At 38.2% G+C, this 23186-nt stretch carries 23 protein-coding genes; 10 read left to right on the top strand and 13 right to left on the bottom strand.

The features are described from left to right. Nucleotides 1-77: 77 nt before the first annotated feature. On the bottom strand, nucleotides 78-1238 hold the full coding sequence (gene dinB, locus ACTIEV_RS08640) for a DNA polymerase IV (protein WP_322194904.1): 1161 nt from the start codon (nucleotides 1236-1238) through the stop codon (nucleotides 78-80). A gap of 114 nt (nucleotides 1239-1352) precedes the next feature. Between dinB and ACTIEV_RS08635 the strand changes: the two genes are divergently transcribed. Then, nucleotides 1353-1796, top strand: coding sequence for a hypothetical protein (locus tag ACTIEV_RS08635; protein ID WP_322194902.1), 444 nt, complete (start codon nucleotides 1353-1355; stop codon nucleotides 1794-1796). A gap of 71 nt (nucleotides 1797-1867) precedes the next feature. Here ACTIEV_RS08635 and rimM read toward each other — a convergent pair whose 3' ends face one another. From rimM to ACTIEV_RS08615, 4 genes are all read right to left on the bottom strand, one after another. Beyond that, entirely contained in the window at nucleotides 1868-2386 is a 519-nt protein-coding gene (gene rimM / locus ACTIEV_RS08630) for a ribosome maturation factor RimM (RefSeq protein WP_322194900.1), read from the bottom strand. A 194-nt stretch (nucleotides 2387-2580) separates the two neighbouring features. After that, nucleotides 2581-3033: a 30S ribosomal protein S16 gene (rpsP, locus tag ACTIEV_RS08625; protein ID WP_322194898.1), complete on the bottom strand. Its 453-nt coding sequence runs from the start codon at nucleotides 3031-3033 to the stop codon at nucleotides 2581-2583. Between the two features lie 300 nt (nucleotides 3034-3333). Beyond that, the gene (gene ffh, locus ACTIEV_RS08620; protein ID WP_322194896.1) at nucleotides 3334-4656 is read right to left on the bottom strand and encodes a signal recognition particle protein; all 1323 of its coding nucleotides are present in this window, start codon (nucleotides 4654-4656) and stop codon (nucleotides 3334-3336) included. An 84-nt stretch (nucleotides 4657-4740) separates the two neighbouring features. After that, complete coding sequence (locus ACTIEV_RS08615; protein WP_250686406.1) at nucleotides 4741-5613, bottom strand: sigma-70 family RNA polymerase sigma factor; 873 nt, start codon at nucleotides 5611-5613, stop codon at nucleotides 4741-4743. 293 nt (nucleotides 5614-5906) lie between these two features. Here ACTIEV_RS08615 and ACTIEV_RS08610 point away from each other — a divergent pair, with 293 nt between their 5' ends. Then, nucleotides 5907-6290, top strand: a complete 384-nt coding sequence (locus tag ACTIEV_RS08610; RefSeq protein ID WP_250686407.1) for an START-like domain-containing protein — start codon at nucleotides 5907-5909, stop codon at nucleotides 6288-6290. Here ACTIEV_RS08610 and ACTIEV_RS08605 read toward each other — a convergent pair. Beyond that, nucleotides 6287-6889 (bottom strand): hypothetical protein, encoded by a 603-nt coding sequence (locus ACTIEV_RS08605; RefSeq protein WP_322194893.1) that lies wholly within the window; start codon nucleotides 6887-6889, stop codon nucleotides 6287-6289. The genes ACTIEV_RS08610 and ACTIEV_RS08605 overlap by 4 nt on opposite strands. Nucleotides 6890-7004: 115 nt before the next feature. Here ACTIEV_RS08605 and ACTIEV_RS08600 point away from each other — a divergent pair, with 115 nt between their 5' ends. The 4 genes from ACTIEV_RS08600 to ACTIEV_RS08585 all read left to right on the top strand — a co-directional run bounded on the left by ACTIEV_RS08600 (nucleotide 7005) and on the right by ACTIEV_RS08585 (nucleotide 10748). Next, the gene (locus tag ACTIEV_RS08600) at nucleotides 7005-8477 is read left to right on the top strand and encodes an LptF/LptG family permease (RefSeq protein WP_322194891.1); all 1473 of its coding nucleotides are present in this window, start codon (nucleotides 7005-7007) and stop codon (nucleotides 8475-8477) included. A 46-nt stretch (nucleotides 8478-8523) separates the two neighbouring features. Then, nucleotides 8524-9249 carry a superoxide dismutase gene (locus ACTIEV_RS08595; RefSeq protein WP_322194890.1) on the top strand — a complete coding sequence of 242 codons (726 nt, stop codon included), beginning with the start codon at nucleotides 8524-8526 and terminating at the stop codon, nucleotides 9247-9249. A 30-nt stretch (nucleotides 9250-9279) separates the two neighbouring features. Next, nucleotides 9280-9690 (top strand): OsmC family protein, encoded by a 411-nt coding sequence (locus ACTIEV_RS08590; RefSeq protein WP_322194889.1) that lies wholly within the window; start codon nucleotides 9280-9282, stop codon nucleotides 9688-9690. Between the two features lie 77 nt (nucleotides 9691-9767). Further along, nucleotides 9768-10748 carry a cation diffusion facilitator family transporter gene (locus ACTIEV_RS08585; RefSeq protein ID WP_439516354.1) on the top strand — a complete coding sequence of 327 codons (981 nt, stop codon included), beginning with the start codon at nucleotides 9768-9770 and terminating at the stop codon, nucleotides 10746-10748. Here the strand turns inward: ACTIEV_RS08585 and ACTIEV_RS08580 are convergent. Beyond that, nucleotides 10720-11391: a hypothetical protein gene (locus tag ACTIEV_RS08580; protein WP_322194885.1), complete on the bottom strand. Its 672-nt coding sequence runs from the start codon at nucleotides 11389-11391 to the stop codon at nucleotides 10720-10722. The two genes, ACTIEV_RS08585 and ACTIEV_RS08580, sit on opposite strands and share 29 nt — an antisense overlap. A 325-nt stretch (nucleotides 11392-11716) precedes the next feature. Between ACTIEV_RS08580 and ACTIEV_RS08575 the strand changes: the two genes are divergently transcribed. Together ACTIEV_RS08575 and ACTIEV_RS08570 are read left to right on the top strand one after the other, a co-directional pair. Continuing rightward, nucleotides 11717-13084: a dipeptidase gene (locus tag ACTIEV_RS08575; protein WP_322194883.1), complete on the top strand. Its 1368-nt coding sequence runs from the start codon at nucleotides 11717-11719 to the stop codon at nucleotides 13082-13084. Nucleotides 13085-13132: 48 nt separating this feature from the next. Then, nucleotides 13133-13525, top strand: coding sequence for an RNA-binding S4 domain-containing protein (locus tag ACTIEV_RS08570; RefSeq protein WP_439516353.1), 393 nt, complete (start codon nucleotides 13133-13135; stop codon nucleotides 13523-13525). A gap of 13 nt (nucleotides 13526-13538) precedes the next feature. Here ACTIEV_RS08570 and ACTIEV_RS08565 read toward each other — a convergent pair whose 3' ends face one another. Both ACTIEV_RS08565 and ACTIEV_RS08560 read right to left on the bottom strand, forming a co-directional pair. Then, entirely contained in the window at nucleotides 13539-14918 is a 1380-nt protein-coding gene (locus ACTIEV_RS08565; RefSeq protein WP_439516352.1) for a DUF4041 domain-containing protein, read from the bottom strand. A gap of 71 nt (nucleotides 14919-14989) precedes the next feature. Next, a complete protein-coding gene (locus ACTIEV_RS08560; protein ID WP_439516351.1) occupies nucleotides 14990-15526 on the bottom strand; it encodes a hypothetical protein in 537 nt (178 codons plus the stop codon). 164 nt (nucleotides 15527-15690) lie between these two features. On the opposite strand from ACTIEV_RS08560, the gene trmD reads away from it, so the two are divergent. Continuing rightward, entirely contained in the window at nucleotides 15691-16374 is a 684-nt protein-coding gene (gene trmD / locus ACTIEV_RS08555; protein ID WP_439516350.1) for a tRNA (guanosine(37)-N1)-methyltransferase TrmD, read from the top strand. A gap of 34 nt (nucleotides 16375-16408) precedes the next feature. Here the strand turns inward: trmD and ACTIEV_RS08550 are convergent, their stop codons facing one another. From ACTIEV_RS08550 to ACTIEV_RS08535, 4 genes are all read right to left on the bottom strand, one after another. After that, entirely contained in the window at nucleotides 16409-16810 is a 402-nt protein-coding gene (locus ACTIEV_RS08550) for a type II toxin-antitoxin system HicB family antitoxin (protein ID WP_322194877.1), read from the bottom strand. Nucleotides 16811-16823: 13 nt separating this feature from the next. Next, the gene (locus ACTIEV_RS08545; RefSeq protein ID WP_416194663.1) at nucleotides 16824-17003 is read right to left on the bottom strand and encodes a type II toxin-antitoxin system HicA family toxin; all 180 of its coding nucleotides are present in this window, start codon (nucleotides 17001-17003) and stop codon (nucleotides 16824-16826) included. A gap of 205 nt (nucleotides 17004-17208) precedes the next feature. Beyond that, entirely contained in the window at nucleotides 17209-20352 is a 3144-nt protein-coding gene (locus ACTIEV_RS08540) for a WD40/YVTN/BNR-like repeat-containing protein (RefSeq protein WP_322194875.1), read from the bottom strand. 106 nt (nucleotides 20353-20458) lie between these two features. Beyond that, nucleotides 20459-21289, bottom strand: coding sequence for a hypothetical protein (locus tag ACTIEV_RS08535; protein WP_322194873.1), 831 nt, complete (start codon nucleotides 21287-21289; stop codon nucleotides 20459-20461). Nucleotides 21290-21520: 231 nt separating this feature from the next. Here ACTIEV_RS08535 and ade point away from each other — a divergent pair, with 231 nt between their 5' ends. Further along, nucleotides 21521-23167, top strand: a complete 1647-nt coding sequence (ade, locus tag ACTIEV_RS08530; RefSeq protein ID WP_322194871.1) for an adenine deaminase — start codon at nucleotides 21521-21523, stop codon at nucleotides 23165-23167. The last annotated feature ends 19 nt before the right edge of the window (nucleotides 23168-23186 follow it).

Below are 23186 nucleotides of genomic sequence, written 5' to 3'. Positions count from 1 at the left end.
TACAGTAAAAGATAAAATGAGTCAATCTTTTCTTTACATAATGAAATAGCACGACAGCTCAGTGCCGTACTATTTCATTATTGATCCTTTTTGATGGTTCTTGCTTTCTGAAGTAATGATTTACCGAATTTGTTCTTTACATCATCAATTGCTTTATACAATTCATGCTTCTTTTCAGCATCATCAAATAAACTCCCTTGGATAGCATGGTTTGTTAACTCACTTAATCTGACTCCTAACAAACGAACAGGTTGTCCCTTTCGATATAGCTTATGGAACAAATCAATAGCTACCGGTATCAACTCATCATCCCTGAAAGTATAGTCGATGGTTGTTTGTCGAGATGTTGTTTCAAAATCAGGATACCTTATTTTCACTGCTATACAACCTGCTAATTTTTCATCTTGTCTTAACTCATACGCCACTTTTTCTGTCATCCGAACCAATTCACTCAAAAGAAAGTCTAGATCTGTTTTATTTTCTTCAAAAGTATTCTCCGTTGAAATCGACTTTGCTTCATGGTATGCGTGTACTTCTCCGTGATGAATACCATGCGCTTTATGCCAGAGATCTGTTCCCCATTTACCCAATTTTTTTTCCAATACTTCTATGGGTGTAACAATGATATCTTTAATAAAATAAATGCCCATTGACTGTAAAGTCTTGAGTGTTTGCTCTCCTACCCCCGAGAACTTATTAACATGCAAGGGCGCTAAAAAATCTTTTTCCCTACCCGGCTGTACAAATAAATAGCCATTGGGCTTGGCTTCATCGGTTGCAATTTTGGCTACCATTTTATTGGAAGCCAATCCGAATGAAATGGGCAATTGTGTTTGTTCCATGATCTCTTTTCGCAGATCAATGGTCCATTGAAATGGATCAAAGAATTTATCCATTCCTGTTAGATCAATATAAAACTCATCAATGGAAGCTTTTTCAAATAGAGGCGCTTTTGCTGCTATGATCTCTGTAACCCATCTGGAATAACGACTGTATTCTCCTCGAGTACCTCTTACCAAAATGGCATGCGGACATAACTTCATCGCCGTTTTCATGGGCATCGCACTTCTGACACCAAATTTTCTTGCCTCATAACTACAAGTGGTGACTACGCCCCTGTCTCGAGAACCTCCTACAATAACAGCTTTCCCTTTTAATGAGGGGTCATTCAGCATCTCTACACTCACAAAAAAAGAGTCGAGGTCTAAATGGGCAATATAACGTTGAGGAAGTGTCATGTGTATGCTAAGATAAATAAGTTATCACCCTTTTATGTGGTTGTCGCTAAATTCATAGGAGATAGATTTAACTTAGAATCTGTTGTAAATTGGATACTGAATAAATAGAAGCATTTGTCAGCAAGTTTAGATCCGATACAAGAAGCCCGAAAAAAGAACTGTAAGTCGGGCGTACATTTTAAATCAGGTTGGTTGGGTAATTATTTCACTCAATTAATGATGCCTAAAGAAGATGGTTCTTTGAGTAAAAAAATGTCTTCGCCCAAAGATCATTATCCCGTTTCCAATGCTAATAGTCACCAAGTCATTGCTGTATTCATTGAGCAGCAGGAAAAATTACTTCAGCTACTGGAAGAAGCTAGAAGTATCGACTTAAACAAAGCAAGCTGTCCAATTTCCATTGCCAAATTCATCAAGTTAAAATTAGGCGACACTTTTTTGTTTTTCATTGCACATCAATACAGACATGTTCTTCAAGCCGAAAGAGCATTACAAGCAGCGGGAGTGGAAAGAAGAGCGGAGGTACTGTATTTTAATCCGGGGAAAATAGCGGGTTAGTTCCTGGTCAATGGTCCATAGCACATAGTCAAAATACCATGGACTATGGACCATAAGCTATGAACCATCAGCTACCTATACACATCCAACAATCCATCCGGCAACACTACATGGATTTCTTTTTGATCGTGATCAATGCCGTCGAGTGATTCGGCATGTAATGGGATGAGTGCTTCTTTTCCGTTCAAATCAATTCGTAATAATACTTGATGAGGCTGTTCAATCACTTCTTGAACGGGGCCGAGATTTTCATCTTCATCCGTTATTACGGTATAGCCAAGGAGAGAGATCGGAGATGATTTACCTGCTAATTTTCTGAAATCAGCATCTTTCAACCATACATTTCGGGTACTTAATCTTGAAGCAGATTCTTTGGTATCAATACCTTCCAATTTCACATATATTTCATCGTGATCCTTGGCCTTAGAACTCTCTAGAAAATAGGGCAAATAAGTTCCTTTTTGTTCTTCCACAAAAACCACTTTCACATCTTTTAATGCCGTTTTTTTACCCAGTGCATGCTGTAAGATCACTTCTCCCTTTAATCCAAAACTTGCCACAAATCGACCGATATGTATGTAGGATTCCATGGTGCAAATATAGGTGATGGGGCATAGTCCATAGCTTATAGTCCATGGTCCATGGCAATAGTTCATAGCGAATGGTTTATAGTAGATGCTTTATTGACTATGAACTATTAGCCATGAACCATCAGCTATCGACTAAACAAAAAAAGTCCCGACATGCATCGGGACTTTGAGGAATATGTTGAACGTATCGTTGATTAAGCTTCTGTAGTTCCTTCAGCAGGTGCAGCTTCTTCTTGCTTAGTCTCCACTTTTTTTACAACCGGAGTGTAAGCTCTTTTTGCACGCTGATTTTTTCTGTGCTCTTCATTACGACGGGTAACATTTGCTTCATGCTCATTATGCCATACTTGGAATTTGGTCATAGCTGTTGCATCATCAAATAAACCCAATTTTACACCTCTTAACAGGTGCTTTAGGTACAACACTCCCTTGAAAGAGAGGATTCGGCGAACTGTGTCAGTAGGTTGAGCACCTTTGTTCAACCACTCAAGCGCTTTTTGACGGTCTAATTGAATGGTTGCTGGAACAGTCAGCGGATTGTAAGTTCCGATTTTTTGGATGAACTTACCATCTCTTGGGGCACGGGCATCGGCCACTACGATAAAGTAGAACGGACGCTTCTTGCTGCCGTGTCTCTGTAATCTCATTTTTACTGCCATGTTAAATAGAAATTTATAGGCGTTAATAAATAGGGTGAATCAGGCGGCAAAAATAGGAGTTTGAACGTAGATTTCCAAAGTAACCCTAGTCTAAAAAGTTAATAATATGTTACCGCATGGATAAATCGGTTCATTTTAAGCTATGAGTTCTGTCCTAGTTAGATATATATATAATTAATATCCATGTTCCTTATCAAGGACACCGATCATCAAAACGATCATTTATGTTCTTTCAAGCTCTTTTATTTCCATCATGGCTGTGAGCCTATCCTTGTATCAACTATGCTATTAGCGACGCATCCCGGGAAATCTTCCACCCATGGGCATATTGTTCATCATCTTCATCATCTGTTTCATCTGTTCAAACTGCTTCATAAATGCATTCACTTCAGTCAGATCTTTACCACAGCCCTTGGCTATTCTTTGTTTACGACTAGGCGTTAAGCTATCCGGATTCGCACGTTCGAAAGGGGTCATGGAACTAATAATGGCTTCAATGCCTTTGAAAGCATCGTCATTAATATCTACGTCTTTAATCGCTTTTCCTACACCGGGAATCATTCCCATCAGATCTTTAATATTCCCCATTTTTTTGATCTGTTGTAACTGATCCAGAAAATCCTGAAAATCAAATTGATTTTTTCTGATTTTTTTCTCCAACTTTTTAGCCTGCACTTCATCATACTGAGCCTGTGCTTTTTCTACCAAGGTGGTGATATCACCCATGCCCAGAATACGTTGCGCCATACGATCCGGATAAAAAACATCCAGCGTATCCAGCTTCTCTCCACTACTTACGAATTTAATGGGTTTTTGTACGGTATACTTAATAGACAATGCAGCACCACCTCTGGTATCACCATCCAGCTTAGTGAGCACCACACCGGAAAAATCCAATCGGTCATTAAAGGCTTTGGCTGTATTTACAGCATCTTGTCCGGTCATGGAGTCCACAACAAACAATATCTCTGTGGGATTGACTGCTGCCTTGATATCCGCCACTTCCTTCATCATCGCTTCATCCACTGCCAAACGTCCGGCCGTATCGATGATGATAACATTTTTATTTTTTGCTTTAGCCTCTTTGATTGCATTCAGTGCAATTTCCACTGCATTTTTATTCTCTCGCTCACTGTAAATATCAACGCCTACTTGTTCAGCCAATACAGTTAACTGATCGATCGCTGCCGGACGATAAATATCTGCGGCAACGAGTAAAGGTGATTTGCCTTTTTTATTTTTGAGATAGTTCGCCAGCTTTCCGGTAAATGTGGTTTTACCACTACCCTGTAATCCGGCAATTAAAATGATGGCAGGATTACCGGTTACATTGAATACAGCTTCAGAGCCCCCCATTAATTCCGTCAGTTCATCCTGAACAATCTTCACCATTAACTGACCCGGGCTGATGGCATTGATGACTTTCTCACCAATGGCTTTATCCTTTACTTTATCTGTAAACTCTTTGGCAATTTTAAAATTGACATCCGCATCAATCAATGCACGACGAATATCTTTTACCGTATTGGCAATATTCAGGTCATTGATACGCGCTTCACCTTTTAGGTTTTTAAACGCTGATTCTAATTTTTCGGAGAGATTCTGAAACATAATTCACGATTTCGGTCTTACACCAATAAAAAAGTGAACCAATCAGAGGTTCACTTTAGGGTTGCAAATATAGTGTGGATTTGTTTATCCGAGATATACCTTCAGGTGTTTACATCTGCTGGTACTTCTTAATTTGGTAATGGCTTTATCCTTGATCTGACGTACCCGCTCACGGGTGAGGTTAAATCTTTCCCCAATATCTTCCAGACTCAGTGGATTATCGACCCCAATTCCAAAGAAAAAACAAAGCACTTCTTTTTGTCTTTCTGTCAATGTTTTCAAACTCCGCTCTATTTCCAATCGCAATGATTCATCATGTACCAACTTTTCGTCTGTTTTATCTGCGTTGGGGTTTTCCATCACATCCATCAATGTACCATCTTCTCCATCAGATAATGGTGTATCCATACTCACATGTCTGAATCCCACGCTCATGGTAGCAGCCACTTCCTCGATACTTAGTTCCAGCAGTTCGGCTAGTTCCTGAACGGTGGGTTCACGTTCGAATTCCTGTTCCAATAATTGATAGGCTTTACTGATTCGATTGGTAAGACCCACTTTATTCAAAGGCAGACGAACAATACGACTTTGTTCGGCCAATGCTTGTAGAATACTTTGACGAATCCACCATACCGCATAAGAAATGAACTTGAATCCGCGTGTTTCATCAAAACGAAGTGCTGCTTTGATCAGCCCTAAATTACCTTCATTGATCAAATCAGGTAGGGTCAATCCTTGATTCTGGTATTGCTTGGCAACTGATACTACAAAACGAAGATTAGACTTCACCAAACGATCCAATGCCCGTTGATCCCCTTGTCGAATTCGCATTGCCAATTGAACTTCTTCTTCCGGACTGATCAGATCTACTTTTCCGATTTCCTGAAGATATTTTTCAAGACTCTGTGATTCACGATTGGTAATTGACTTCGTGATTTTGAGCTGACGCATACTCATGGGATGCAGTTTTGGTTGTATATAAGGGTAGCGAGACTTTGATCAGCAGTTAGTCATGGGTTCGTCTGTTGGCGTCTTTTCTCCACTCATCAGCAATTTAAGCATTTTTGAAATTATTTCAAAAAAAATATTCAATACAACCAATTGAAAAACAATTACTTATACAATGTCGCAGAAATGTCTCTTTTTTACCTATTCAGAAATTGATCAGTTCGGTAAAAAAACATTTGGACGGTATGGATTATTTAATATTATTGCAGCCTTACGAATGAAGGCAGATTAAAGAGAATGTAATGAGCAAAAAGCAGTTATTTACTTTAGAGTTCCCGGTGAGATGTTCCCCAGCAATTCTTTTCGAATTTTTAGCCACTCCAGCAGGTTTACAGGAATGGTTTGCAGATAAAGTAGACGAATGGGAAGGTGTATATAGTTTTTCATGGAATGGAGGCACACCTGATAAAGCAGCCCTTTTAGATCAAGAGCAGGATAAATTCATCCGTTTCCATTGGCTTCATTCTGAAAAGAATGAGTATTTCGAATTCAGAATTGAAAAAACAGAAATATCCAACCAGACCATTCTGATCATCAAAGATTTTGCTGAGAAGAATGAAATTAAGGACCAGAGCCAGTTATGGGGCTACCAGGTGAAAGAGTTATTTCACAGATTGGGTGCTTAATGTGCTAAGATGGATAATAAAGCAACAAAATTGCTTTCAAAAAAATGATCCAATTCATCCCACTGTTCCAGTGGGATTTTTTTTGCGATCTTCAAAAAGGGTCTGTTTGATTGTTCCGTCAATAACCGCTCAAGATGTTCGCAAGATTGATAATGTTTATCATCTATCACATGCTGCCATGGATCATTCCCAACTGAAAACAGCCATCCTGTGTCGTTTTCTTTCTTTAAAAAATCGATGATCGCTTGTTGAAATCGCTCCTGGTATAATCCCGATACTTGTAATGTAATACTGCAATAACGTCCCCACCAAAAAAAACAGCGAATGGCACAAACATTTGATCGTGTAAATAAACGGGGATAATCCATCATAACCCATGGTAATCCATGATAGTTCTCACCTCGGGCAATTTTGGGTGTCCACTGCATAAATACTTCCTCGTTCATCTTTCGTGCTAACACATGCTGTCTGAACACTCCACTGAGTTGTCCGAAGAATTGCTCTGTTTTTTGTAGAATACTTCTCTTTGTTAAAATAAAACGCTCATCCAACAGCAACTGCCTTTCCTCTGATGAAAGTCTTAGATTTGCATTTAACATTGTATGAAGATAAGTGAATAATGAGTAGTCAGTAGTGAGCAGTGAGTGAAAGAAAAATCTAAAGCTTAACTCACTACTCACTACTGACTATTCACTACTGATCCATTCACCTCCCATGTTGAAAAAACTAGACATACTCATCATTCGTTCTTTCATCGGGCCATTTTTGGCAGCGTTTGCCATTTCATTGTTCGTATTGACCATGCAGTTTTTCTGGTTATACATTGATGACTTGGTGGGTAAAGGGTTGGATTTTTTCACGGTGATGAAACTGGCCGGACTGGTAATGTTATTCTGGGTACCCATGGCTTTACCCTTAGCCCTTTTGTTTTCATCGATCATGACGTTTGGGAATCTGGGAGAATCATTTGAATTGGTCGCTATTAAAGCATCAGGTATTCCATTAATCCGATTTATGCGTCCACTTTTTTTTATTACCATTTTATTGGGTGGACTCGCATTTCTTTTTTCCAATAATATTATTCCTGTTACCCAGCTAAAATTAGCCGCTTTAAAGTATGATATCATTGTATCAAAACCTGCTATTGATATCAAAGAAGGTGTGTTTTATGACAAATTGGATGGTTATGTTATTAAACTAGGAAAAAAAGAAAAGAATGATAGTGTGATACACGATATCGTGTTATTTGAAAAAAACTATGGTTTGCAGGATAATATGTTGATGGCGGAAAGTGGTATTATGCGTGTAACCCCCGATAAAAAATTTTTAGAATTCATTTTGAAAAATGGTTGGCGTTTTGAGGAACGTGGAACAAGAGGCACAGGCAATACAGAATTCATCAGATTAGGATTTAAGGAGTATAAAAAGATATTCGATCTCTCGAGCTTTCAAATGAGCAAAACTGGTGATAGTGCATTTTATGACCCCAAAATGCTAAGTCTGAGACAACTCAACCATGCCATTGACTCATTGGAAAGTATTGATAGTTTTTATTTGAGAAGATCCAGAGCTGATATTACACCTTATGTCAGATTTGCTCGTTATGCCGCAGATACAGGATGGATCAAAACGGATACGCTGAAACTCAAAACCGCCAAGTCTTTTGATGCTTTACTTCCTGATTCATTAAGAGATGTCATTATTGATGCCAGTGTTGGACAAATCAGTAGCATCAAAAGCAATGTGGGTTTATTGGCATCTGACTATGTTGAAAAATACAAATCGCTACGCTTTCATGAGATTGAATGGCATCGAAAGTTCACTTTATCCGTTGCTTGTATTGTATTATTCCTGATTGGCGCTCCATTGGGATCCATTATTAGAAAAGGCGGATTGGGAACACCATTGGTTTTTGCAATTATATTCTTTGTTTTATTTCATCTTTTCAACACATTTGGTGAGAAGTTTGTGAAATCAGGACAGGCATCTCCAATGCAGGGAATGTGGCTCTCTACTATGATATTAATTCCGATAGGTGCATTCCTTACTTATAAAGCCATGCGCGACTCTCAATTATTCAATCAGGAGTTTTATTACAGAACTTTTACACGCTTGCGTAAGATTTGGAATAACTTTAGGAAGAATCAAGAAAGAAGAAACAAGAAACAAGAAAATATTACAATGTAATCTACTTTCTTGACCTTGAATATTTCTCACTGAACAAATTATTTTTATGAATCATTCATCATCACGTCGACGTTTTATTCAAACTACAGGTAAGGCAGGATTGGCATTGGGATTTTCAGGAACCATCTTACCCTCTTTGGTAAAGGCTTCTGGCACTACTGCTGGTAATGAATTCGTTCAGCAGCCACTGCCCTATGCTTTCAATGCACTAGAACCCTCAATTGATACCACTACCATGGATATTCACTACAGCAAACATGCAGCTGCATATGCAAAAGCATTATCTGAAGCTTGTGCTGCTGAAAATGTAAATACCAATAACACGAAGATTGAGTCTGTACTCAGAAATATTTCTAAATACTCTACTAAAATGCGTAACAACGCTGGTGGACATTATAACCATGAAATGTTCTGGCAAACCATGAAACCCGGTGGTGCAGCGGTTCCTTCTGGACAGTTGGGAGCATCTATCATTCAAGCTTTTGGCTCTTTTGAAACTTTCAAAACACAATTTGCAGATGCTGCTAAAAGCAGATTCGGAAGTGGTTGGGCATGGTTGATCATTAATAGTGATAATGTTTTATCGATTGTTTCCACACCCAATCAAGATAACCCTTTGATGGATATCAGTGAAACATGGGGTCAACCATTATTAGGATTGGATGTTTGGGAGCATGCTTATTATTTAAAATACCAAAATAGAAGACCTGACTATATCAATGCCTGGTGGAATGTAGTGAACTGGGATGTGGTAGCATCAAGAATGAAATAATGTTTATACAATTCTTATAAAACAATTAAAATGAAAGTAACAACATCGTGGGTAGAAACCCTTGCATTTGATGTAAAAGCGGATACCGGTCATATTGCACGCTTAGATACGAGTGTAGAAGGTGGCGGATCGGGCAGCGGTATGAATCCTAAAAAAATGTTACTGGGATCTTTATGTGGATGCAGCGGTATTGATGTGGTCGAGATTCTACATAAAATGAAAGTTACATTCACAAAACTTGAAATTGAAGCTTCGGCTGAACAAACCGAAGATCATCCTAAGGTTTTCAAGTTTATAGATATGGTCTACCGTTGTGATGTATCACCCGATCATCTTGATAAACTCAACAGAGCCGTTAGTTTATCAAAAGAAAAATATTGTGGCATATCGGCCATGTTAGCAAAACATTGTCCCATCAATTACACAATAGAATTGATTTAAAAAAGAAGGTATCGCAAAATGCGATACCTTCTTTTTATTCATTAGGATGCCTACATTTATCTACCTAAACAATTCTCTTGACAACTGCACAACAAAATTTCAGAGTCCAATTATGGATCACTTTGTTAAGTGTGTTGTTGTTCCTCACAAAGATTGTCGCTTATTATTTTACACACTCACTTGCCATATTATCTGATGCGCTGGAAAGTATTGTGAATGTGATCGCTGGGTTTATCGGATTATACAGTTTGTATATAGCTGCCAAACCCAAAGACCTCGAGCATCCTTATGGACATGGGAAAGCAGAATTTGTTTCTGCAGCAGTTGAAGGTGGATTGATCGTTGCTGCCGGCATTATGATCATCTATGCAACGGTTGCCAATATTCTTCGAAAAGAGCCGGTGCATCAATTGGATACAGGACTTTGGTTGATTGGCGCAACAGCCCTCCTCAATTTTGTTGCCGGAACTATTTGTCTCCGATTAGGCAAAAAAAATAATTCACTGGCTTTACAGGCTAGTGGTAAGCACTTACAAATAGATACGTATTCAACGCTTGCCATCATTGCCGGATTGATCATTATTTTATTTACAAAAATGTATTGGCTGGATAAGCTCATTGCATTGGTGATGAGCATACTGATTATTTACAATGGCTATAAGATTATCCGTTCATCATTGGCCGGTATTATGGATGAGGCTGATATGGAGTTATTAAAGAAATTTATCGAGATACTCAATAAAAATCGTTCTGAAAACTGGATTGATCTACATAATCTACGTGTTATCAAATATGGCAGCCTATTACATATTGATTGTCACCTTACCGTACCGTGGTATTTAAATATCCATGAAGCGCATCATGAGATCGATCGTCTGTCTGCTCTCATTAAACAAGAATTTGGTGATATGATCGAGTTATTCGTCCATACGGATGGATGTTTACCTTTCAGCTGCCGTATTTGTAATAAAAATTGTGAACACCGTAAAAATGGTTTTGAGCAAAAACTGGAATGGACTTTAACCAATGTCATTTCAGACAAGAAGCATCAGTTATAAATTTTTCTGATCTCATTGTTTTTGCCTCTTTATACAAATGTTCAAAATTGATCAAAGCTTTTGTCCATTCAATCAGTTCAGGATGCATTGCCTTAAGTACATCCATCATACTCAAATAATTCTGCCATAAAATTTCCAAGTCATTACAGATAGGTTCATAATGATAAATCCTGTTTCGTAATCGGCGAATATGATTCAATTTGAAGGAAAGTCTCTCCCGTTTCATGGAATGATCTAAGTACGGGAAAGCATACTGTAATGGCTTCCAAAAATATCGAGCATTATTTTTATTAAACAGGGAACACCAAAAGCCAAAAGTTAATTCTGCGACGATGGCATCCGATAATATTTTAATGGGAAGATTATTTTTCTTTCTGATGGTGGACTCAATTCGTAATATCCGATCTCTTTGTTCCGCACAAAGCTCAAACCAGTGATCATTTTTAAAATGAATACTGCAGGAATGATGGATTAAGTTACGAAGTGATACTTCTGTGTATAAAAGCAAGGGGTATAATGACTGCGCAATCTGAATATTCAATTGATAGTATTCAAATGCTTTATGCTTGTTCCCATTGAACATTTTATGGTAAGTACTCAATCTCTGTTCTGATATTAGTACACTAAGCGCTTCGTGCTGCATGTAGTATAAAGATTTATTTTTTGAATATAAAAAATGTGTACATTTGTGGTGCGATACCCGGTACCTCCTCTCTCCTCATATGGGATGATGAAACCGGGTTTTTTCGTTTATATATATCCTTGTCTGCTATAAGCTGTTTATTCCCAGCTCTTTTTCAATCATTGCTTCATCAATCATTTTCAAAAAGTATTTTTTTGCAGGAATTATTTTTGCGGGAAATACTGATAGTATTACCTGGCTCCAAGAACCTTTTAATTCGAATGAGCCGTTACAACGATCTATTAAAGTAAATCCTAAATTGCAGCCTCATTCAAATACCATTGCTATGCAAGTCTGGAAAGAATATCAACAAGAGCATAAAGACCGTTTCCTAAATGAATTATTGGATCTTCTGCGTATACCTAGTGTAAGTGCTCGTGGGGAGCATAAAGAAGATATGATCCGTTGCGCTGAAGCCGTTGAAAAAAATCTCAAAGAAGCGGGTGCAGATACCACAGCTATCTATCCAACCGCTGGTCACCCGATTGTTTATGGTGAGAAAATAATAGACGCTTCAAAACCTACTGTTTTGGTGTACGGTCATTATGATGTACAGCCAGCAGATCCATTGGAATTATGGCATAGCGGTCCTTTTGAACCTGTAATTAAAGATGGAAAAATATATGCACGTGGTGCTTGTGACGATAAAGGTCAATTCTACATGCATGTAAAAGCATTGGAAACCATGGTGAGAACAAACAGTTTACACTGTAATGTGAAGTTTCTGATTGAGGGTGAAGAAGAAGTAGGAAGCCCTAACCTCGCCACATTTGTAAAAGCCAACAAAGCCTTATTAAAAGCTGATGTAATATTGATCAGTGATACTTCTATGTTGAGCATGGACACCCCCTCGATTGATATTGGTGTACGTGGACTTAGTTATATTGAAGTAGAAGTAACAGGACCTAACCGTGATTTACACAGTGGTGTGTATGGTGGTGCTGTAGCCAACCCTATTACCATGTTGGCAAAAATGATCGCTGCCTGTCATGATGAAAACAACCATATCACCATTCCCGGATTTTATGATGATGTTGTAGAAGCTAGTTCTGAAGAAAGAGCTAAAATGGCTCAAGCACCTTTTAGTGAAGCTGAATACAAGCAAGACCTGGGTATTCAAAGTCTTTGGGGTGAGAAAGGATATACCACCAATGAGAGAACAGGTATCAGACCTACCTTAGAACTGAATGGTATCTGGGGTGGGTATACCGGTGAGGGCGCTAAAACCGTATTACCGTCAAAAGCTTTTGCTAAGATCTCTTGCAGACTTGTACCCAATATGTCTTCTGAAAAGATCACCAAAAAAATCCTTGACTATTTCACCAGCATGGCACCGGAAGGCGTTACTGTAAAAGCTGCGGAACATCATGGAGGTGAGCCTTACATGACTCCGATCGATTCCAATGAATACAGAGCTGCAGCTAAAGCCATTCAAACTACATTTGGTAAAGAACCTATTCCGGTTCGTGGCGGAGGCAGTATCCCGATCTGTGCCTTGTTTGAGAAAGAGCTGGGCCTGAAAATCGTTTTCATGGGATTTGGTCTTGATAGTGATAACCTGCATAGCCCCAATGAAAAATACGATGTATTCAATTTTTATAAAGGCATTGAAACCATTCCGTATTTCCATCAATATTATGCGGAAGGAAAATAAATCAAGAAACAGGAGCAATTTTATATTTGCTCCTGTTTTGTTTTTGTTATGACCGAAATAAAAGAAAAATTAAGGATCGATAAATATCTCTGGGCTATTCGTTTGTTCAAAACGAGGAGTCAGGCAGGTGATGCATGCAGTAAAGGCAAAGTGAAAATGAATGGCAATGCTATCAAAGCTTCACGTATCGTAGCAATTGGAGATGAATATGAAGTAAAAACAGAAAGCCGGAGATGGGTAGTGAAAGTAATCGGATTATTGGATCATCGGGTTCAATACAGTGAAGCCATTCAATTTTATGTAGATCTCACACCTGCTGAGGAATTAGACCGAATTAAATTTGAAGCAGCCACTTACCAAACCGGAAAAAGGTTGAGTAAGATTGGTAGACCTACTAAAAAACAGAGAAGAGATTTAGGAGATTTTATGGGTAATGGATAGTGTAATACATATCTTAAATCAAACTAGAAGGAAACTTTGATATTATAGGATCATCATGAGTACCTTCACCTAATTTCTCAAAAATCATCTTAGTTTCTCTATACTCCCTCGCTTCTGCAATCATAGTAAATTCAATGTCGGCATTTGTAGATTGCTTTATAAATTGTTCTATTTCCTTAAGGGTGACATTAAAAAATTCTTTTTTATTATTAACCCTGTTTAATCTTTTATTGGAAAATTCTTTATGTATCTGACTTTCTAATTGAGGAGCATTTTCAGAATAAATAATGGCGTGGATATCAAATTGAAATGGTACTGAAGCATCGCCTAATTCTTTAACTCTGTCTAAAGGATCAAGCCTCCTTGTCATTCCAATTTTATAAATATTTTCGCCAAAAGAGCCAATATTTGAAATTATGTAAATATGACCAACTTTGGTAAGCTGAGCTAACGCCATTGCGCGTTCCTTTTTTTGATGTGCCTCAGACAGTCTTTCCTCTAAAATTCTTATTTGTTCATTTAGTTCATTCACATTACCATTAATATTAGAACTTAATTCTTTTCTAGCTTTTTCTAAAGCTTTTTCAAATCTTTTTTCATCTTCTTCTGCTTCTCGCTGTGCTTTCTCTAATTCCTTTTGAGCTTTCTCCTCTTCTCTCATTTGTTCTCTAATTCTTCGTTGCTCTTCCTTTTCCTCATACTTTTTTTGTTCAAATTCATAGTTCAAGATTAGTTCTTCCAACTTTAAGTCAAAAAAATCTTTAGTTATATTTACATTCTGCACTATCCCAAGTTTATTTATACTTTCATATACTTTTAATATTCGGTCTTTTGTTTTTTCCACATTATTCCATTTAACCTTTGCAATTAAACCATCACACTCCCCATTAAATGCAAAAAGCATTAATCTTTTATATTGATTAGTCATTTTTCTACCCTCAGCCTTACTACCACCCACTGTCCATTCAGTATAACATACCGCAGCTTTATCTTCTTTAATTAGCTTCTTTTGTTTTTCGTAATTTTCCTCAATTAATGATTTGAAGCTTTCTGACGAATCCAGCGAAAATTGTCGTTTGTAAAGACCAAAGGAACCAATTTCCAAACTATCTTGAAATATATCGACTTCAGTTTCTAAATCTTTATAAATTCCAAGAACTGTTTTATACTTATTATCTAAATCAATGAGAATAGCATTCTTTTGGTCAATTTCTGCTTGCTTATTTTCTAGGATTAAATCCTTTTCTATATAAGCCGAGTATTTAGCTAACAGAATATTGTTTTTTTGCAAACTCTCATGTAATTCACTTTTAGCAACCTGAAGGTCATTTTTAAGAACATCTATTTCCAAACTAGCTTCCTGAAGAAGCTTTTTAGTTTTATTAAAAAACATTTTGGCTTTGTTTAATAAGTAGTCCAAATAGGAGTTAAATCTTTTTAATTTGACTATCCAAATATTGTAATTCAATAGTCACTTATATTGTTTGATTTATTCTTTTTTATAAGAAGATCAGTTAAATATCCATTTTCATAGTTGATAATAATACGTAGTTCTTCATCTAACCTTAAAGAAATATAATCATCGATTTTTTTGTCCCCTGTAAAGCTCCAAAAACAAGAAAAATTTGCTTTACCAAGGGAAATAGCAGTTTCTGTATACCCATCATTTTTTTCATAAGGTGTTGTATATGTTTCAAAATCTTCACTTGATTCGTAGTATCGTTCATTTATCTCCGCTTTTATGTCTTGATATAAAGACACAACCTGTGATTCAAGTTTTGGCTCAATATAAACTGAAGCCTTTGAGAAACTGTTTTCATAAAAAAATAATAAAATAAATAGAGTATCTCTACCACCAAAATTAATCCCATAGTAAATGAGAGATTCATCAGTACTATTCGTTTCATCGAATACACAATTCGCTCTCTGTTCAATTATAGACCTTGCATCTTCGATAGAAGCTCCAAATCGAATTCCTAGAAATCCTTCTAATGTTTTCATTGAAATAAGTCATTTGTTATTAAATTATAAAGACAAAACAATATACTTAAGAAATAACAAAACATATTATTAATATCTTACATTATTGAAAATCAATATAATAAGCTATTAGAACTATTTCTGATTGTAAATATTTAGACGTTATTGATAATTACCTTTGCCACATGTTAAGAATCGACATACTCACTGTTCTTCCTGAATTATTAGAGAGCCCCTTTGCGCATAGTATCATGAAACGTGCACAAGAAAAAGGGTTATTAGATGTGCGTGTACATCAGCTAAGAAAATGGGCGGTGAACAAATACGGTATGGTGGATGATTATCAATATGGCGGTGGTGCCGGTATGGTGATGATGTGTGAGCCTTTGGCCAATGCCATTGATGAATTACAGAAAGATCAGCCTTATGATGCCATCATTTATATGACACCTGATGGACAACGCTTCGATCAACGTATGGCCAATCAGTTGTCCTTAAAAGGAAATCTATTGATCATTTGCGGACACTATAAAGGCATTGATGAACGTATCCGTCAGCAATATGTCACTATGGAAATATCCATCGGTGACTATGTATTGAGTGGCGGAGAGCTTGCAGCAGCAGTGGTAGTGGATGCTATCGGTCGTTTGATACCGGGTGTATTGAATGATGAAACCTCTGCATTAACCGATTCTTTTCAGGATAATTTATTAGCACCCCCTGTATATACAAGACCCGCAGATTTTAGAGGCATGAAAGTACCTGAAATATTGTTAAAAGGAGATCCGAAGAAAGTAGAGGAGTGGCGCTATGAACAAGCGCTCCAGCGAACTAAAGACAGAAGACCGGATTTGATGTCGGATGTCTGATGGCGGATGGCAGATTTCAAATTTGGATATGAGTTTATAACTGCACTGACAACAATTCTTTTCCTAAATCATGTAATGCATTTTCAATTTTTTTTGATTGTAACTGACGAGGCTTCTTAAGACCAGATGAATAATGTTGCAATAGTTTTTGGTTAATCCCTGTAATCCTTTCAAGACCTGCTTTAGTAAAGATTTTTTTATAGTAGCTCAATAAACTCTCCGTATCAAACTTAAAAATGAGTTCATACTGACCTTGTAAAATCTTGGGCCATTTTCTTGCAGGATTATTTTCTTTAAACAATCGCAAACTCTCAAGTGCTGATTGCTTGGCTTGCTCAGGCGTATCTCCCATACCCCATATTCCATCTACTTTATCACTGTAGGCGCTAAATGTTCCGTCAGAAGCTCTTTCAATAATGATAATTACTTGTTTCATTCTACTTCCTTATTTATTTTAACTGCATTCTTTTTATTAAGGTTTTTCTCAATCCCTCTCCCATTTCTTTTGACCCATGAAAAGGAACTGCTTCTACTTTCCCACACCTTTCATACAAATAATGACTTCCTTCTATTCGCAGTAACTTCCAGCCATTTTGTTTTATTTTCCTATGGAACTCACTTGATTTCATAATAAAGATATCATTTATTTTAAAAGGTAGTATTTTTACTACCTTTTATTTTGAACGAATCTTTAAATATACAGTCATGCAATACTTTGCAAACGAAGCGTTTACGCTTATAACAAAAGGGCTGCAGCATCCTACGACACTACAGCCCTTTGACTTTTCTCCGAAGGAGTCCTGTAGACACCTTTCACTTTTCACCTTTCACTCTTCACTTAATCCCAATCACCGGCACCTGTTTCTCATTAATAAGTTTATTCAATGCTTTTACATCATTCTCCATCACCGCTTTTAATTTCGCCAGTTGTACATCTGCTTGTCCGGCCAGATCTGCAAATGCTTCGCGGGCTTGTTTGCTTGGTGGATTTTGTCCACTGGAAGCCACACCATATAATCCTGCGATCTTATCATTCAAGCGGATTGGGAAATTCAATACGTCTTGTCCACTTTTTGCTTTGGTTTGATACAATGCTTCTTCAACAGCAGTGATTTTTTTATTGATGCTATCCGCAAAAGATTTGATCTCTTTATTGCCATCGATTCTTCCAGTAAAATCATTCATTTGTGAACGTAATGCACGAATGTTTTTAATGGCTTTTTGGATCTCACTGAATTTATCACGAACCTGCAATAAGAAAGTCAGTTGCTCATCATATTCTGCTTCTGTTGTTGCAAAATTTGGATTGGGATTGATCACAAATGGTACATCTACAGAATCTTTTCCATAACGGAAACGAGCAGTGTATTTTCCGGGTGATGCTTTAGCTGAACCAATACCACCATTCCAAAGAATCAATCCATCCAAGCGTTCAGCAGGTGGATATTGCATATCCCATTCAAACTGGTTCATGCCGTTTTCAAAATCAATTTTATCAGATGCTTCTCTTGCATTCTTACTGAAAGTACGAATGGGCTTGGATTGTTTATCGAATACAGTGATAGAAACTTTAGCACTATCCGTTACTCCCTTCAAATAATAATTGAACACAACCCCTGAAGCCGGATTCATTCCCATATTAGCACTAGCACCACCAAAATTTCTCCTACCTCTGCCTGCGCTTTCTGTGCGATAAACAGGGTTCACATCAAATACATGGAGGTTTTTATCCAATACACTTGCATTCATTTGTTGTACGATACTTAAATCATCCAATACCCAAAATGCACGACCTTGTGTGGCCACGATCAAATCATTGTCTTTGATCGTTAGATCTGTAATGGGTGTTTCCGGTAAGTTCAACTGAAACTTTTTCCAATTAGCACCATCATCATAACTGATGTACATACCATATTCTGTTCCTGCATACAATAAACCCGGACGCTTTTTATCTGCACGCATCGCACGAGTGAAATGCATTTTATCAATACCATTGGTGATTTTTTTCCAGGTTTTACCATAATCTTCTGTTTTGAAAATATAAGGCGCGAAATCATCCAGTTTGTATTTTGTTCCCACAACATAAGCTGTTCCTTTTTTGAAAGGATCCGTTTCTATACAGTTCCACATCATCCATTTACCTGCTTCTGCAGGTGTTACATTCTCCCAGTTTTTACCACCATCTTTTGTTACATGTAACAACCCATCATCACTACCGGCCCATAAAAGGTCTTTCTCCAATACAGACTCTGCAGCCGTGAAAATGGTACAATAATATTCTACAGAAGTATTGTCTTTCGTAATGGGACCACCACTGGATACCTGACGTGTTTTATCATTTGTAGTAAGATCCGGACTAATGATTTCCCAACTCTGACCTTCATTCTCACTTACAAATAAATGATTACCTGCTGTATACAATCTCTTCGGATTGTGTGGAGAGAAGAAGATCGGGAAATTCCATTGGAAACGATATTTCAAAACATCTGCTCCTGATCCCATTGGGTTATCGGGCCAAACATTAATGGCGCGGTTTTCACCGGTTCTATGATCCAGTCTTGCCAAATAGCCACCATAGTTTCCGCCATACACTACATCTGGATTCAAAGGATCTGCAACTACATAACCACTCTCTGAACCTGCCGTTACTTCCCAATCGCGATCGGTGATACCTGCGCCACTTGTACGACTCCTCATACGAATGGTTGAATTATCCTGCTGCGCTCCTAATATTCTGTAAGGATGTGCATTATCGGTTGACACACGATAGAATTGTCCTGTTGGCTGATTATCCATGGTACTCCAATTCTCTCCTCCATCAAAACTGATCTGTGCGCCTCCATCATCGGCCACAATCATTCTTTCTCCATTTTCAGGATCGATCCAAAGATCATGGTGATCACCATGTGGTGTTCTCACACTTTGAAAAGTTCTTCCTCCATCACGGCTGCGCATGAATCCTACATTCGGTGCATAAACAAGATTTTCATTTTTAGGATCTACAAACACTTTGGTATAATACCAAGCACGTTGACGGATATTATTATCATTACTGGTCAATGTCCAGCTTTCACCACCATCATTACTCGTATACAATCCACCATTGGCATTTTCAATGATGGCATACACTTTATCGGTATTCGAAGGAGCAATAGCAACACCTACAATACCCCAAACACCTTTGGGCATTCCTTTAGCAGTGCTGATATTGGTCCAGGTTTCACCTCCATCTGTACTTTTATACAGTCCACTTCCCTCACCACCACTTTCTAAACTGTGCGGTGTTCTGATCAATCGCCACATACCGGCATACAATACATTGGGATTACCCGGTTCCATCACAAGGTCAGAAGAACCGGTAAGATTGTTGACATACAATACTTTTTTCCAGGTTTTACCACCATTTGTTGTTTTAAATACACCCCTCTCTTCATTCGGACCAAAAAGATGTCCAAGTGCGGCTACCCAAACCGTATTGGGATCACGAGGATGTATCACGATACGGATAATATGTCTGCCTTCTTTCAGACCTATATTTTTCCAAGTACGACCACCGTCATCACTTCTCCACATACCGTTTAAACCTTCGGCCACATTACCACGAACCGTGTTTTCACCTTCGCCTACATAAATAATGTTTTCGTCAGTTGGAGCTACTGCGATGGCACCTATATTACCACCTAGATACTTGTCTCCGATATTTTTCCAGTTGCTACCTCCATCCGTAGTTTTCCATAAACCACCGCCGGTAGCACCAAAATAAAAAGTGGTCTTGTTTTTAAAACTACCCGCAACCGCAGCACTACGTCCGCCACGGAAAGGACCCGCTAAGCGGTATTTCAGTTTTGAAAAAAGAATGTTAAATGGATCTGCTGCAACAGCAGGGGTTGCAACCGTCTTTTTTGTATCCTGTTTTTGTGCCTGTATTCCTGTTACAAGCATGGTTACTGCGCATAGCAGCATCATTGTTTTTTTCATATGCAGTATTGAATTGGAGATGGAATTTACGGAAGAAAAGGGAAATGGTTGATAGTCGATAGTCCATAGACCATAATCCATAGACTATCGACTATGGACTATGTTACTATTTTACCCGGTACCAAACTTCGTCAACGGGCTCATTCATTTTGATATCGAGGTGTTCAATCACTGTTTCAACAGGCCCAATATTAATGATTTGTTTCATGGGAAATTGAATTCCTCCAATGTCTTTGTAACTATTGTACAAAATGGATGCTTTCAAGCTACGTCTACCTCCTCCCATCATACGCATCATACTCCCGAATCCTGTTAATGCGGCAGCCATTTCATCCATAGCATCTACTTGTTGAACAAGATAGTTTTTGGTGTTGATATAGAATACAGCACTCAATCCGTCTTTCATGGTGAGCTTAACTTTGTAACAATCTTCTTTATTCACTTTACCGGTGCCTTGTAATTCAGCTGTGTATCCCTTTTTAGCGTAATCGATCAACATGGGAAAGGGACCGGCACAATCCAATTCATGTTGCTGCTTCTTAAGATCATCGCCCGTCATTTTAGAAATGGTGGGGCCCGAAGGATTCGCAGGTCCATCACCGCCTCCTCTAGGACCACCGAAATTAGGCATGGCGGGAATCAATACATATCCTGCAGTATCTGTCACCATTGTCCAAGAATTGCCCATACCCATGATACCACCCATTTGTCTGCGGTATAATTTTCCTCTTTCACGAATACTATTGAGGTTGATATCAAAACTTTGGTTCATCATGTTCATTTTCATTACACTTTCCATTTGTAAAGTCTTGATAGCCTTTAACCTGTTTTTACCACCATTGGCTTCTTCATATTTTGCCATCACTTCTTCTACGGTTTGTGAATAAGTGAATATCGTTGCTGCCACAAAAAGCAGGGATAGAAATACCTTTTTCATATGATTTCATTCTGTAAAACGTAAACTTACTGAGACTTTATCGCTGTAGAATCTTTTGTATCGTTATTTAAGAAAAGATTTGATGAACGGAAGAAAGAGGGTTGACAGATGATAGTTGACAGTTGGCAGAAAGAAAAAAGCTATAAGCCATTACCCATAAGCAATCACCTAACTGTCAACTATCATCTGTCAACTTCCTCTACATCTATCCGCTTTTTCTATCTTCGTAATATGAGTATGCAACATTCATTTCAGGTTTCAGGAAAACTGGTAGATATACACAATAAAAAAATATATCCGGCCTATGTTTGGATTCAAGATGGACATATCTCTCGCATTGAAAAAACGGATGAGATGGTGCCTCATCAATTCATTCTTCCCGGTTTCATTGATAGTCATGTTCACATTGAAAGTAGTATGCTGATTCCTTCAGAATTTGCCAGACTAGCGGTTGTGCATGGAACGGTGGGTACCGTGAGCGATCCACATGAGATCGCGAATGTTTGTGGTATTGCAGGGGTTGATTTTATGATTGAGAACGGGAAAAAAGTTCCCTTCAAATTTAATTTTGGGGCACCCAGTTGTGTACCTGCTACCCTTTTTGAGACAGCAGGCGCTATGATTGACAGTACAGCGGTTACAGCCCTTCTGGAAAGACCTGAAATTGCCTACCTGAGTGAGATGATGAACTTCCCGGGTGTATTGAACCAGGACCCTGAAGTGATGAAGAAAATTTCAACAGCTCATCGTATGCGCAAACCGGTAGATGGACATGCACCGGGTTTACGTGGTGATGCTGCAAAAGCCTATATTGAAGCAGGAATTTCTACCGATCATGAATGCTTTACATTGGAAGAAGCGGTTGATAAATTACAGCATGGCATGAAAATCATCATTCGCGAAGGAAGTGCTGCGAGGAATTTTGAAGCATTGATTGAATTGGTAGATGATCATCCTAACCATACGCTTTTTTGCAGTGATGATAAACATCCGGATAGTTTGGTGACCGGACATATCAATGATCTTTGTGCACGAGCAGTTGCTAAAGGCTTAGATGTATTCAATGTTTTAAAAGCAGCTTGTATCAATCCGGTTTTACATTACCGTTTACCGATTGGACTTTTGAACGAGCATGATCCTGCGGATTTTATTGTGGTAAAAGATCTCACCCATTTTAAGGTACTAGAGACTTATGTGGATGGAATATTGGTTGCTAAAGAGGGAAAGACTTTAATACCATCTGTTCCTGCTACCACCATCAATCAGTTTGACTGTAAACCTGTTACTGTGCAGGATTTAACTATACGTAAAGACGACTACCCTTCTCAAAATGGATTGATACCGGTAATCGAAGCATTAGACGGACAATTAATCACCAATCAATTAGAGCTGGCCGGTAAACTGATCAATAATGAATGGGTAGCTGATACGGCTCAAGATATTTTAAAGATGGTAGTAGTGAATCGTTATCATCAGGCAACGGTAGCCAAATGTTTTATTCGAAATTTTGGCTTCAAGCATGGGGCCATTGCTTCATCAGTTGCACATGACAGTCACAATATCGTTGCAGTAGGTGCAGATGATGCTGCACTTGCAGCAGCCATCAATTTAGTGATCGCTGAAAAGGGTGGTGTGAGTTGTTATGTAAATGATGAGCAATACCAGGTACTCGGGCTTCCTGTTGCGGGGTTAATGAGTACTTCAGATGGATATGAAGTTGCTGAAGCGTATACGGCTATTGATGCAATGGCAAAATCATTGGGATCAAAACTGCAAGCGCCTTTTATGACATTAAGCTTTATGGCATTACTCGTCATTCCACATCTTAAGCTTAGTGATAAAGGTTTGTTTGATGGGGATCGGTTTGAGTTTGTGTGATTTTTTAACCACGGAGGAC

Source organism: Sediminibacterium sp. (assembly GCF_051861365.1).
Lineage (GTDB): Bacteria > Bacteroidota > Bacteroidia > Chitinophagales > Chitinophagaceae > Sediminibacterium.
The sequence above is the reverse complement of the archived record's forward strand: the minus strand, read 5'-3'. Positions and strand labels throughout refer to the sequence as shown.